The 11653-nt window shown below is 71.0% G+C and carries 14 protein-coding genes; 6 read left to right on the top strand and 8 right to left on the bottom strand.

Features of this window, described 5'->3' with window-relative positions; genetic code table 11:
- Window positions 1-329: 329 nt before the first annotated feature.
- Window positions 330-971, bottom strand: a complete 642-nt coding sequence (locus ACH4RC_RS10365) for a DNA-3-methyladenine glycosylase (protein ID WP_398197807.1) — start codon at window positions 969-971, stop codon at window positions 330-332.
- A 141-nt stretch (window positions 972-1112) separates the two neighbouring features.
- Between ACH4RC_RS10365 and ACH4RC_RS10360 the strand changes: the two genes are divergently transcribed.
- From ACH4RC_RS10360 to ACH4RC_RS10350, 3 genes are all read left to right on the top strand, one after another.
- On the top strand, window positions 1113-1895 hold the full coding sequence (locus tag ACH4RC_RS10360) for a sporulation protein (RefSeq protein ID WP_398197804.1): 783 nt from the start codon (window positions 1113-1115) through the stop codon (window positions 1893-1895).
- 83 nt (window positions 1896-1978) lie between these two features.
- The gene (locus tag ACH4RC_RS10355) at window positions 1979-2521 is read left to right on the top strand and encodes a YbhB/YbcL family Raf kinase inhibitor-like protein (RefSeq protein WP_398197802.1); all 543 of its coding nucleotides are present in this window, start codon (window positions 1979-1981) and stop codon (window positions 2519-2521) included.
- A gap of 180 nt (window positions 2522-2701) precedes the next feature.
- Window positions 2702-3214: an HNH endonuclease gene (locus tag ACH4RC_RS10350; protein WP_398197799.1), complete on the top strand. Its 513-nt coding sequence runs from the start codon at window positions 2702-2704 to the stop codon at window positions 3212-3214.
- A 25-nt stretch (window positions 3215-3239) separates the two neighbouring features.
- On the opposite strand, the gene ACH4RC_RS10345 is transcribed toward ACH4RC_RS10350, so the two are convergent.
- The 3 genes from ACH4RC_RS10345 to ACH4RC_RS10335 all read right to left on the bottom strand — a co-directional run bounded on the left by ACH4RC_RS10345 (window position 3240) and on the right by ACH4RC_RS10335 (window position 5661).
- Complete coding sequence (locus ACH4RC_RS10345; RefSeq protein ID WP_398197796.1) at window positions 3240-4181, bottom strand: SPFH domain-containing protein; 942 nt, start codon at window positions 4179-4181, stop codon at window positions 3240-3242.
- Between the two features lie 180 nt (window positions 4182-4361).
- Entirely contained in the window at window positions 4362-4793 is a 432-nt protein-coding gene (locus ACH4RC_RS10340) for an NfeD family protein (RefSeq protein WP_398197793.1), read from the bottom strand.
- Between the two features lie 70 nt (window positions 4794-4863).
- Window positions 4864-5661, bottom strand: coding sequence for an ABC transporter ATP-binding protein (locus ACH4RC_RS10335; protein ID WP_398197791.1), 798 nt, complete (start codon window positions 5659-5661; stop codon window positions 4864-4866).
- Between the two features lie 203 nt (window positions 5662-5864).
- Between ACH4RC_RS10335 and ACH4RC_RS10330 the strand changes: the two genes are divergently transcribed.
- Window positions 5865-6647, top strand: coding sequence for a hypothetical protein (locus ACH4RC_RS10330; protein ID WP_398197788.1), 783 nt, complete (start codon window positions 5865-5867; stop codon window positions 6645-6647).
- Between the two features lie 73 nt (window positions 6648-6720).
- On the opposite strand, the gene ACH4RC_RS10325 is transcribed toward ACH4RC_RS10330, so the two are convergent.
- The 4 genes from ACH4RC_RS10325 to ACH4RC_RS10310 form a co-directional block, all read right to left on the bottom strand.
- Window positions 6721-6960: a chaplin gene (locus ACH4RC_RS10325; RefSeq protein WP_398197785.1), complete on the bottom strand. Its 240-nt coding sequence runs from the start codon at window positions 6958-6960 to the stop codon at window positions 6721-6723.
- A gap of 203 nt (window positions 6961-7163) precedes the next feature.
- Window positions 7164-7409 (bottom strand): chaplin, encoded by a 246-nt coding sequence (locus ACH4RC_RS10320; RefSeq protein WP_398197782.1) that lies wholly within the window; start codon window positions 7407-7409, stop codon window positions 7164-7166.
- A gap of 176 nt (window positions 7410-7585) precedes the next feature.
- Entirely contained in the window at window positions 7586-8227 is a 642-nt protein-coding gene (locus ACH4RC_RS10315; protein WP_398197780.1) for a response regulator, read from the bottom strand.
- Entirely contained in the window at window positions 8220-9365 is a 1146-nt protein-coding gene (locus ACH4RC_RS10310; RefSeq protein ID WP_398197778.1) for a GAF domain-containing sensor histidine kinase, read from the bottom strand. The genes ACH4RC_RS10315 and ACH4RC_RS10310 overlap by 8 nt, the downstream gene beginning before the upstream one ends.
- A 188-nt stretch (window positions 9366-9553) precedes the next feature.
- On the opposite strand from ACH4RC_RS10310, the gene ACH4RC_RS10305 reads away from it, so the two are divergent.
- Both ACH4RC_RS10305 and ACH4RC_RS10300 read left to right on the top strand, forming a co-directional pair.
- Window positions 9554-10252, top strand: a complete 699-nt coding sequence (locus tag ACH4RC_RS10305; protein WP_398197775.1) for an SDR family NAD(P)-dependent oxidoreductase — start codon at window positions 9554-9556, stop codon at window positions 10250-10252.
- Entirely contained in the window at window positions 10249-11331 is a 1083-nt protein-coding gene (locus ACH4RC_RS10300) for an S-adenosylmethionine:tRNA ribosyltransferase-isomerase (RefSeq protein ID WP_398197773.1), read from the top strand. The genes ACH4RC_RS10305 and ACH4RC_RS10300 overlap by 4 nt, the downstream gene beginning before the upstream one ends.
- Window positions 11332-11653: the final 322 nt, after the last annotated feature.

The raw sequence follows: 11653 nt of genomic DNA, 5'->3' as shown, positions 1-11653 counted from the left end.
GAGACTCTCTCGTGGCTTTCCTCCGGGCGCTTCCCTTCGGTCTTGCGTTTCCAACCTTACCAGATCCGTTTTCCGTTCCGTTTCCGGTTCGGATTCCATTTCCGGTGGCCGTTGGAGGACCTTTGCCTTTCGGCGCTTCCACTACGTTAACCGATTCCCGCCGCAACTCATAATTGAGTTTCGCGGGTTCGAATTCCGACGTGCGAGCACGCAGAAACGTCCCCGTTGAAGGAGATCGTAGGTAGTGGTTTGGCCGCATCCGGTTGTCGGCTGAACGCCATACCCGGGTCAAGCGGCTCGGACCACCTTACGGATCGCGCAAGAGTGCGTCAAGTTCGGCGGCGGCGCGGCGTGTGGGCCCGATAGGGGCTCACCGTCGGGTCGTCGGCGATCCAGAAGCGCCACGGATGGACGCCGCCGTCACCGGCGACTCCGGTGCGAGGGCCGTTGCGCACCTGGTCAGCGGGGACCGGTGTGCCGTGCAGGACTTCGAAAGGGGAGCCGCCGGGGGTGCAGGCGTCCGTGCCGTCGAGGTCGCGGCCCACCGACAGTGCCGTGGCGAGGCGCGCCGGGCCTTTGGCCAGTTCCCTGTCGTTCCGGGCCGAGAGTCGACGCTTGCGGGCGAACTCGGCGCCTTCGACGATCTCGCCGGCGCGGAGCAGGACCCCGCTCGCGGTGCCCTCGGGACCGCACACGAGGTTCATGCAGTGCCACATGCCGTAGGTGAAGTAGACGTACACGTGTCCTGGCGGACCGAACATCACGTTGTTGCGGGCGGTCTGTCCTCTGTAGGCGTGGGAGCCCGGGTCGTTCGCGCCGTCGTAGGCCTCGACCTCGGTGAGGCGGAGTTCGACGGGGCCGTCCGCGGTGTGGTGCACCAGGATGCGTCCGAGGAGGTCAGGGGCGACGTCCAGGACAGGCCGGTCGAAGAACGAGCGGGTCAGGGGCGTACGGTCAGGGGCCGCGATCATGCCTTCCGAGGGTAACGGAACGGGTGGACGCGGCACGCGCGGAACCGGGGGCCCGTGTACCGCGTTTGTAGTCAGCAGAACCGGCGGGCCTGATCCTGTTGCCGGTTCTGGTTGAGGTTCACCTACGGAGGAGATCGAGTCATGGGCTTCAAGCGACTGCTGGCGAGTCTCGGTGCGGGCGGGGCGTCCGTCGAGACGGTGCTGACCGAGGCCAACGTCGTGCCCGGCGGTGTGGTCCAGGGTGAGGTCCGGATCCAGGGCGGCTCCGTGGACCAGGAGATCGAGGGGCTGTCCGTCGGGCTGCAGGCCCGGGTCGAGGTCGAGGGCGGTGACCAGGAGGTCAAGCAGGACATCGAGTTCACGAAGGTACGGCTCGGCGGCGCCTTCTCCCTCCAGGCGAACGCGGTGCACGCGGTGCCCTTCGGGCTCGAGATCCCCTGGGAGACGCCGGTCACCACGATCGACGGGCAGCAGCTGCGCGGGATGAACATCGGCGTGACCACCGAGCTGGAGATCGCGCGAGCGGTGGACTCCGGGGACCTGGACCCGATCAGCGTGCACCCGCTGCCGTCGCAGCAGGCGATCCTGGACGCCTTCATCGGGCTCGGCTTCCGCTTCAAGAGCGCCGACATGGAGCGCGGGCAGATCCGGGGGACGCGCCAGAAGCTGCCGTTTTACCAGGAGATCGAGTTCTTCCCGCCGCAGCAGTACCGGGGGCTGAACCAGGTCGAGCTGAGCTTCGTGGCCGACGACCGGGAGATGGACGTCGTCCTGGAGATGGACAAGAAGCCGGGCCTGTTCAGCGAGGGCAGCGACACGTTCCGCTCGTTCGTCGTCGGGCACCACGACTTCCAGGGCACGGACTGGTCGGCGTACCTGCACCAGTGGCTGTCGGAGGTCGGCAGCCGGAAGAACTGGTTCTAGGGTTTCACCGTCGGATTCCGTAGCACCCGGGACTCTGCGGTACTTGTGACTCCGCGGAACCCGTGAACTCAGGAGGTGTCCTAGTGACCGAGCAGCCCGATCGAGCGCCGCTGCCGCACGCCTTTCACCCGCAGGTGCCCTCGTTCACCGTCGTGAGCGAGGACTTCGAGGCGGGTGGGGTGCTCGACGACGCGCAGGTGTACGCGGCCGGGAACACCTCGCCGCACCTTCGGTGGGAGGGCTTCCCGGCGAAGACCAAGAGCTTCGCCGTCTCGTGCTTCGACCCGGACGCGCCGACGGGCAGCGGCTTCTGGCACTGGTCCCTGTTCGACATCCCGGCCTCGGTGACCGAGCTGCCGGCGGGTGCGGGCAGCGGCAAGTTCGAGGGCCTGCCCGAGGGCGCCGTCCAGGTGCGCAACGACTACGGGACGAAGGAGTTCGGCGGTGCCGCGCCGCCGGCCGGGGACCCCGCGCACCGTTACGTCTTCACCGTCTACGCGGTGGACCAGGAGAAGCTCGGGGTCGACTCGGACACGTCGCCCGCCGCCGTCGGGTTCAACCTGCGGTTCCACACGCTGGCGCGCGCGCAGGTCGTCGCCGGGTACGCGGCTCCGGCGGAGCAGTAACAAGAGCGGTAGCGGGTGCGGCGGGCCCCGCCATAACGTTCATTGAACGTTTGCCCACCTCCAGTCATGAAAGTGACTGGAGGTGGGCATTTTTTATTGCGTTGTCCATCTCGGCGCGCGCGGCCAGAGTTGACGCACGGACGCCGAGGGGTGATCCGCTGCGTACGGGAGGTGGGCAGGGTGCGGGACACACTGGTGCTGAACGCGAGCTTCGAGCCGCTCTCGACGGTGACGCTGAACCGAGCCGTCGTGCTGGTGCTGCAGGACAAGGCCGTCGTCGAGCAGGCCCATCCCGAACTGCGCATGCGCGGCGCCGCCCTCGATATGCCCGTGCCGCGGGTGATCAGGCTCTGCAGGTACGTACGGGTGCCGTTCCGAAGACGTGCGCCGTGGTCGAGGCGGGGTGTGCTCATCAGGGACCAGCACCGGTGCGCGTACTGCGGGCGGCGGGCGACGACCGTGGACCACGTGGTGCCGCGGTCGCGGGGCGGGCAGGACACGTGGCTGAACACGGTGGCTTCCTGTGCCGAGGACAATCACCGCAAGGCCGACCGGACACCGGAGCAGGCGGGGATGCCGCTGCTCGTGCGGCCGTTCGAGCCGACGCCCGCCGACGCGATGCTGGCGTCGCTCGGCTCGGACGGGCGGGCGGCTCTGCCGGAGTGGCTCGGCGAGCAGATGGCGGCCGCGTAGGCCGCCCCCGCCCGCGTTGGCCCGGCTAGTCGATCGGCGGCTGCTCCCGGCGCTCCTTGCCCACTGCGGACGGGCCGGGGGCGCCGCCGCCCATCGGGTTGAAGCTGCCCATGGCGCCGCTGAGGCCCTTGAGGGCGTCGCCGATCTCGCTGGGGACGATCCAGAGCTTGTTGGCGTCGCCCTCGGCGATCTTCGGCAGCATCTGGAGGTACTGGTAGGAGAGCAGCTTCTGGTCCGCGTCACCGGCGTGGATCGCCTCGAAGACCGTACGGACCGCCTGGGCCTCGCCCTCCGCCTTCAGGGCCGCGGCCTTGGCCTCACCCTCGGCCCGCAGGATCGCGGACTGCTTCTCGCCCTCGGCGGTCAGGATCTGCGACTGGCGGATACCTTCGGCGGTGAGGATCGCTGCGCGCTTGTCACGGTCGGCGCGCATCTGCTTCTCCATCGAGTCCTGGATGGAGGTGGGCGGCTCGATCGCCTTGAGCTCGACGCGGTTGACGCGGATGCCCCACTTGCCGGTGGCCTCGTCGAGGACGCCGCGCAGTGCCGCGTTGATCTCCTCGCGGGAGGTCAGGGTCCGCTCCAGGTCCATGCCACCGATGATGTTGCGCAGGGTCGTGACCGTGAGCTGCTCGATGGCCTGAATGTAGCTGGCGACCTCGTAGGTCGCGGCCCTCGCGTCGGTCACCTGGTAGTAGATGACGGTGTCGATGTTGACGACGAGGTTGTCCTGGGTGATCACCGGCTGCGGCGGGAACGGTACGACCTGTTCGCGCAGGTCGATACGGTTGCGGATGGAGTCGATGAAGGGGACGACGATGTTCAGGCCCGCGTTGAGTGTGCGGGTGTAGCGGCCGAAGCGTTCGACGATCGCCGCGCTCGCCTGCGGGATGACCTGGATGGTCTTGATCAGGGCGATGAAGACCAACACCACCAGAATGATCAGGACGATGATGATCGCTGACATCGCGTCTCCTGTGCCCTTCGTGCCGTTGTCCCCCGGCGCCGCCCGCCGGAAGGATCATGGGTTCCTGCTGGTCGAGTCTGTCAGAACCACCCAAGTGACGGGGGCAGTTCAGGTCAGCCGCGGGTGCTGATCGGGACCGGGACCGGGATCGGGACCGGGATATCGGGTTCCGGATCGGTTCTAGAGGACGACCGCGGTGGCCCCTTCGATGTCGACCACGTCGACCTGGCGGCCCGGTTCGTACACCGCGTCGTCGTCGAGCGTGCGGGCCGACCAGATCTCGCCGCCGAGCTTGATCCGGCCGCCGCTCGCGTCGACGCGCTCGACGACGACCGCCTGTTTGCCCTTCAGGGCGTCGATACCGGTGGCCAGTACGGGTTTCTCGGCGCGCTGTCGTACGGCTATGGGGCGTACGACAGCGATCAGCGCGCAGGAGACCACGGCGAAGACCAGGACCTGGAGGACCGGGCCGCCGCCGAGGCCGGCGGTCGCGGCGCCCGCGCAGGCGCCGACGGAGAGCATGCCCAACTCGGGCATGGCGGTGATGACGAGCGGGATTCCGAGTGCGGCCGCCCCTATCAGCCACCACACCCATGCGTCGATGTCTGCCACCCGGTCATGGTAGGTCCGCGGACGGCCGTGCCGACAGGGGACGGCCGGTCCGCGGGCGCGCGGCGGCGGATCAGCTCAGCGGAAGGCCGGTCGCGGTCCAGCGGTCGCCGCGCTGCTCGACGACGAGCGGGAGGCCGAAGCAGTGCGACAGGTTGCGGGAGGTCAGCTCCAGCTCCAGCGGGCCCGCGGCGAGCACCTTGCCCTGGCGGATCATCAGCACGTGGGTGAAGCCCGGGGCGATCTCCTCGACATGGTGCGTGACCATGATCATCGAGGGGGCGATCGGGTCGCGGGCGAGGCGGCCGAGGCGCCGGACGAGGTCCTCGCGGCCGCCCAGGTCGAGACCGGCGGCGGGCTCGTCGAGAAGCAGCAGTTCGGGGTCGGTCATCAGGGCGCGGGCGATCAGGGTGCGCTTGCGCTCCCCCTCGGAGAGCGTGCCGAACTTGCGGTCCAGGTACGCGCTCATGCCGAGGCGGTCGAGGAAGGCGCGGGCGCGCTGCTCGTCGATGTCCTCGTAGGCCTCCTGCCAGCCGGCCGTCATGCCGTACGCGGCCGTCAGCACCGTCTGCAGGACGGTCTGGCGCTTGGGCAGCTTCTCGGCGAGGCCGATGCCGGCGATGCCGATGCGCGGGCGCAGGTCGAAGACGTCCGTGCCCGGCTTGCCCAGGGTCTCGCCGAGGATCGTGGCGTTGCCGCTGCTCGGGAAGAGGTAGCTCGAGGCGATGTTCAGGAGGGTGGTCTTGCCCGCGCCGTTGGGTCCGAGGATGACCCAGCGCTCGCCCTCCTTCACCGACCAGGAGACCTGGTCCACCAGAGCCCGGCCCTCGCGGACCACGGATACGTCCTCCAGCTCCAGTACATCGCTCATGAGCGCGTTGTCTCCCATTGCAGTCATCGGCCGTCTCGCGTGCGTCCGTAGAGAGGTTCGGCTTGTTCGGCACTGGACGCAGCCCCCGGGTAAAACCTACGCCACTGCTCAGGCGGCCCATTCCCTCGGTGGGGGTTTTGGCGTCGTCCGGAGCTTTCCCGGAGCTTTCCCGGGAACTTTCTCCGGCTTCTATGGTGGGGCGCATGCTCACAGAACCACGCTCCGGACGCCTTGCTGCATGGGGAAATGCCCTTTTGGCCGGTTTTATTGCTCCTGATGACGCGGTGCTCGCGATTGTCGGGGACGACGCGGTGCATCGCGTCGAGGGGATTCCCGGGGAGGCGGGGCCCGTCGGGCTCTCGCTGGCGCTCGGGCGGCTGCGGGCGCTCGGTGTGAGCGGTCTGCGGGTCGCGCTGCCCGCGCCGGGGCATCCGCTGGGCCTGAGCGGGCCGCCGGAGTTCAACGCGCGGGCCGTCGCCGCCGAGGAGGCCGTCGTCTGTTTCGGCGCGGCGCTCGGGCTCGTCCCCGAGGTGTACGAGTCCGGTCCCGAGGGCGATCTCCATGTCCAGGTGATGTGGCACTGCCTGCCGGTGCGGGAGGCTCCGCCGGCCGATGTGCCCTCCCTGGGCGAGGCCGAGCGCGAGCTGGCGGAGGCCCTGCGGGAGGCGACGGAGGTGCTGACCCGGCTCGACGTGGCGGGCTCCGGGCCCGTCGCGGAGGCGGCCATCGAGGCGTACCGGGCGCGCGCCGAGCGGGGCCGCGAGGTGCTGGCCCCCGGGTATCCCCCACGGGCCGTACGCGTGCTGGAGCTGGCGCAGCGCGTCGGGCTGCTCGTGGAGACGGCGTACGGGAGCGGTCATGGCGGCGCGGTGAGCGCCTCGGAGATGTCGGCCCGCTCGGTGGCGCTTCGGCCGGTGGAGCGTACGGCGCGGCGGGCGCAGGTGGCGGCGTACAACGCGTTCGTGGAGGAGCGGAACCGGGGCTGAGCGGCTCGGGACGGCACGACGCGCCGGAGCCCCGCGCGTGGTGCCGCGCGGGGCTCCGGGGTGGGGCAGGGCGTCAGTCGTTCTCCGCCGTGTCGCCGAACGTCGGGTTCAGCAGGCCGATGACGTTGACGCTGTTCGCCACGGCGTTGACCGGGACGTGGACCGGCACCTGGGCCTGGTTGCCCGAGATGACACCCGGGGACGCCGTGGCCGCGCCCTGGACCCCCGCGTCGGCGGCGGCGGAACCGGCCGAGGCACCGGCGGCGACACCGGCGGCGGCGAGGGCCAGGGCGGCCTTCTTGGCGATGTTCATGAGAAGTGTTCCTCCAGATGGTGCGTTTCGGCCCCAAGGGCGGGCCGCACCTGGGCAACGTGACCGCCGGCCGGACGGAACGGGTCGGCACCGCGATACGCCCGAGAGGATCACTCGCGCCGGGCGGCCCGCCGCGCCGGAAACGCTTTCGGCCTCCCGGGTGGGCCGGGAGGCCGATCGTCTCAAGGTGAGCTGAGTTCGTGTCAGCCGTTGTAGCCGTCGTTGCCGAAGACCGGGTTCAGCACACCGATGACGCTCACGCTGTTGCCCACGGCGTTGACCGGGATGTGGACCGGGGCCTGGACCAGGTTGCCCGAGCCGACGCCCGGCGAGTGGACGGCGGCGCCGTCCGCGTGCGCACCGTCAGTGGCGGAGGCGAGACCGGCACCGGCGGCGAGCAGGCCACCGGCGACGAGGGTGACAGCCGCGGCCTTCTTCAGGTTCTTCACTTCGAGATCCTCCTAGCGATTGCCGCGGCCAGCCGCCGCGGCACGCACTGGAGAACGCGGCCCCGCCCGGAGGGATACGCCGAACGAGGGACGTATACACGACAGTATGAATCTCTCACCGGGCGGGAACCGGCCCCCGCGGGGTGCAGTAGTGCGCCGCCCGTAGGCGAGGCGTGTCAGCCCGCGGCTCCGTGCCGTACCGCCCACAGGGCCGCCTGCGTGCGGTCGGCGAGGTCGAGCTTCATGAGGATGTTCGAGACGTGGGTCTTCACCGTCTTCTCGGAGAGGACGAGGGCGCGGGCGATCTCCCGGTTGGACCGGCCGTCGGCGATCAGGCCGAGGACCTCGCGCTCGCGCTCGGTGAGCGAACCGCCTCTCCCCTGCCCGCCGTGTGCCTCCTCCTGGGAGAGCAGCGCGCCCGCCACCTCGGGCTGGAGCAGGATGTGGCCCGCGTGGACGGAGCGGATGGCACCGGCGAGCGCGTCCGGGTCCACGTCCTTGTAGACGTAGCCGGCGGCTCCGGCGCGCAGGGCCGGGACCACGGTGCGCTGCTCGGTGAAGCTGGTGACGATGAGCACGCGCGCGGGGTTGGCCAGTTCGCGGAGCTTGCGCAGCGCGTCGACGCCGTCCATGCCCGGCATCTTGACGTCCATGAGGACGACGTCGGGGCGCAGCTCCTCGGTGCGGGCGACGCCTTCGGCCCCGTCCGCCGCCTCGCCGACGACCTCGATGTCGTCCTGCACCTCCAGGAACGTACGCAGTCCGCGGCGGACGACCTGGTGGTCGTCGACCAGGAGCACTTTGATCGTTTCAACCACCGGGGACCTCCATGTCGATCGTGGTGCCCTTGCCGGGCTCCGATTCCACTGTGAGCCGGCCGCCGACGCCGCTCGTGCGGTCGCGCATGGAGACCAGGCCGAGGTGGCGGCCCGCGCGGCGGACGGTTCTCGGGTCGAAGCCCGCTCCGTCGTCGGTGACGCGGAGCGCGGCGCCGGTGCCCCGCTTGTCGACGGTCACCTGGACGTGCTCCGCGCCGGAGTGCCGCAGCGCGTTGTGCAGCGCTTCCTGGGCGACGCGCAGCATCGCCTCCTCCTGGGCCGCGGGCAGGGCCTTGATACCGCCGGTCCCGAAGGTGACGTGGGCCGTGTGGGCCCGGTCGAGGACCTGGATCTGCGTACGGAGCGTGGCGACGAGGCCGTCCTCGTCGAGCGCGGCGGGGCGCAGCTCGACGACGGCGGCGCGCAGCTCCTCGGTGGCTTCCGCGGCCAGCTCGACGACGTGCTGCAACTCGCCCTTCGCGCGCGTGGGGTCGCGGTCCACGAGCTTGGCGGCGGCCTGGGCGGTCAGGCGCAGCGAGAAGAGTTTCTGGCTGACGGCGTCGTGCAGTTCGTGGGCGAGGCGGGAGCGTTCCTCGGCGATGGTGAGTTCGCGGCTGCGCTCGTAGAGCCGGGCGTTGGTGAGGGCGATCGCGGCGTGCTGGGCGAGGATCCCCAGCAGGTCCTCGTCCTCCTCGGTGAAGCCGCAGCCGCCTTGCGGCTTGGGGCACCTCTTGTTGGCGAGGAAGAGCGCGCCGATCGTCTCGTCGCCGTCCTTGATGGGCAGGCCGAGGAAGTCGGACATGTCGGGGTGGGCGGAGGGCCAGCCCTCGAAGCGGGGGTCCTCGCGTACGTCGTCGAGCCGCTCCGTCCTGGCCTCGCGCAGCATGGCGGCGAGGATGCCGTGCTGGCGCGGGAGCGGGCCGATGGCCTTCCACTGCTCGTCGCTGACGCCGTCGACGACGAACTGGGCGAAGCCGCCGTGGTCGTCGGGCACCCCGAGCGCCGCGTACTCGGCGTCGAGCAGTTCGCGCGCCGAGGCGACGATCGTCTTGAGGACGTCGCGCACCTCCAGGTGCCTGCTCATGGCCAGCAACGCGGCGCTCACCGCGGCCAGCCCCGTCCGTGGGCCGTGACTCATGATCTCACCGTACCGGCGGGGTGTGACAGTCCGTATCCGCCTTGTGGCGGCGGGCGCGTAGGGCGGTGGGCGTAGGCCGAAGGGCCCTGCGAGGTCGCGACCCGCGTACGAGGTGCCGCGCGGCCCCGGCTTCCTACGTTGAGGACAGCCGGCCCGCACGGCGTCGGCCCGACAAGGGGACGGATGTCATGGCAACAGCGATCATCACGGGGGCGTCGCGGGGGTTCGGGCGGGCGCTGGCCACGGCGCTCGCCGAGCGCGGCTGGGATCTCGTCCTGGACGCGCGGTCCGCGGAGCCGCTGGAGGAGGTCGCCGCCGCGCTGCGCAAACAGGGCGGCGCGGTGACGGCTCTTGCGGGTGACGTGGTGGACGGCGGGCACCGGGCGGAGCTGATCGGGGCTGCCTGGGATCTGGGCGGGCTCGATCTGCTGGTGAACAACGCGGGGGTGCTCGGGGCCGCCCCGCTGGTCCCCCTCGAGCAGCACGCGCTCAACGGCTTCCGGGCGGCGCTGGAGGTCAATGTGGTGGCGCCCCTCGGGCTGCTCCAGGAGGCGCTGCCCCTGTTGCGGGAGGCGCCTGCCGGGGCGGTGATCAATCTGAGTTCGGACGCGGCGGCGGAGGCGTACCGCACCTGGGGCGGTTACGGGGCGACGAAGGCGGCGCTCGACCAGCTGTCGGCGGTGCTCGCGGTGGAGGAGCCCGGGCTGCGCGTGTGGGCGGTGGATCCGGGCGGGATGCGGACGGACATGCTCGCGGCCGCCGAGCCGGAGGAGGACCTGAGCGAGGTGCCGCGCCCGCAGGACGTGGTCCCCGCCTTTCTGAGCCTCCTTGAGCGGCGGCCCGCGAGCGGGCGGTACGCGGCGCCTTCGCTGCTGGGGTCCCGGTGACGCTCGCGCTGCGGGTCCCCGACGACCGGTCGGCGCGGGTGCCGGCCGAGCAGCGGGGGCCCGGCCGGGACAGGTCGTCCGTGCGGCTGCTGGTGTCGCGGGGGACCGAGGTCGCGCACCGCCGGTTCGCCGAGCTGCCGGGCGAGCTGCGGGCCGGGGACGTGCTCGTCGTGAACACCTCCCCCACGCTGGCCGCCGCCGTGGACGGAAGGCTCGGGCACGCGCGCGTGGTCGTGCATTTCTCGACCCGGGGCGATGACGGCCGCTGGGCGGTGGAGCTGCGGGAACCGGACGGGCGGGGCACCACGCGCCCGCGCGCGGGCGGACCCGAGGGAGCGGTCGTCTCGCTTCCAGACGGCGTGGAGCTCGTATACGAGGAGCCGGTCGCGGCGGGTTCGGGGCGGCTGTGGTGGGGGCGGGTGGCCGGGGACGTACCGGTGCTGCTGCGGCGGCACGGGCGGGCGATCCGGTACGCCTACACGGAGCGGGACCAGCCGCTGTCCGCCTACCAGACGGTGTTCGCGCTGCCGTACGCGGACGGGGCGGGCAGTGCGGAGATGCCGAGCGCGGCGCGGCCTTTCACGGCGCGGACGGTGGCGCGTCTGGTGAGCCGGGGGGTGCAGTTCGCGCCGGTCACGCTGCATACGGGGGTGGCGTCGGCGGAGGCGCACGAGCCGCCGTACGCGGAGCGGTACGAGGTGCCGGACGCGTCGGCCCGGCTCGTCAACGCGGCGCGGGCGGGCGGCGGGCGGGTCGTCGCCATCGGGACGACCGCCGTACGGGCCGTCGAGTCGGCGGCCGGTGCGGACCGGGTGGTGCGGTCGGCGGGCGGCTGGACCGGGCTTGTCGTGACACCGGAGCGCGGGGTGCGGGTGGTGGACGGGCTCCTGACCGGGCTGCACGAGCCCGCGGCGTCGCACCTGCTGATGCTGGAGGCGATCGCGGGGCGGGCCGCGGTGGACCGTGCGTACGAGGAGGCGGTGCGGGAGTTCTACCTGTGGCACGAGTTCGGCGACGTGCACCTCATCCTTCCGGAGGAGAACGCTCACGCAATGAGTTGCAGTGGCAACCACGCGTGAGAACGACAGTGAGGTGATGTGACGCCGCACATAGGGTGCGCGTCACGTACGAAGCGCCGTAGTGGGCTATAGCGGAGAGCGTTTGCCGAGGCTGTGCGGGGGCTGGGGGTCGAATGTCGACTTTCTGCCCCCTTTGGCATGCCCGTCCGCCACTAGGCGGCTTCGTACGTCACACCATTGCCACAGATTTTTGCGCCCGCTAACAATGGCCTCCGTCGCTCAACGCCGACCGGTTCTACCCACGGCGTCCGTGTTCGAAACACAAGCCCGTCCGGTTCGGTCGGCGAGCGGCTTCCCGTTCTTCGAGAGGTCCCCGTCTCCC

Source organism: Streptomyces sp. NPDC016845 (genome assembly GCF_044332585.1).
Lineage (GTDB): Bacteria > Actinomycetota > Actinomycetes > Streptomycetales > Streptomycetaceae > Streptomyces.
The sequence above is the reverse complement of the archived record's forward strand: the minus strand, read 5'-3'. Positions and strand labels throughout refer to the sequence as shown.

What these genes read in the sequence shown, in the direction of transcription:
- ACH4RC_RS10365 (WP_398197807.1), bottom strand. Translation starts at nt 971, where the DNA reads ATGATCGCGGCCCCTGACCGTACGCCCCTGACCCGCTCGTTCTTCGAC.
- ACH4RC_RS10360 (WP_398197804.1), top strand. Translation starts at nt 1,113, where the DNA reads ATGGGCTTCAAGCGACTGCTGGCGAGTCTCGGTGCGGGCGGGGCGTCC.
- ACH4RC_RS10345 (WP_398197796.1), bottom strand. Translation starts at nt 4,181, where the DNA reads ATGTCAGCGATCATCATCGTCCTGATCATTCTGGTGGTGTTGGTCTTC.
- ACH4RC_RS10335 (WP_398197791.1), bottom strand. Translation starts at nt 5,661, where the DNA reads ATGAGCGATGTACTGGAGCTGGAGGACGTATCCGTGGTCCGCGAGGGC.
- ACH4RC_RS10330 (WP_398197788.1), top strand. Translation starts at nt 5,865, where the DNA reads ATGCTCACAGAACCACGCTCCGGACGCCTTGCTGCATGGGGAAATGCC.
- ACH4RC_RS10325 (WP_398197785.1), bottom strand. Translation starts at nt 6,960, where the DNA reads ATGAACATCGCCAAGAAGGCCGCCCTGGCCCTCGCCGCCGCCGGTGTC.
- ACH4RC_RS10310 (WP_398197778.1), bottom strand. Translation starts at nt 9,365, where the DNA reads ATGAGTCACGGCCCACGGACGGGGCTGGCCGCGGTGAGCGCCGCGTTG.
- ACH4RC_RS10305 (WP_398197775.1), top strand. Translation starts at nt 9,554, where the DNA reads ATGGCAACAGCGATCATCACGGGGGCGTCGCGGGGGTTCGGGCGGGCG.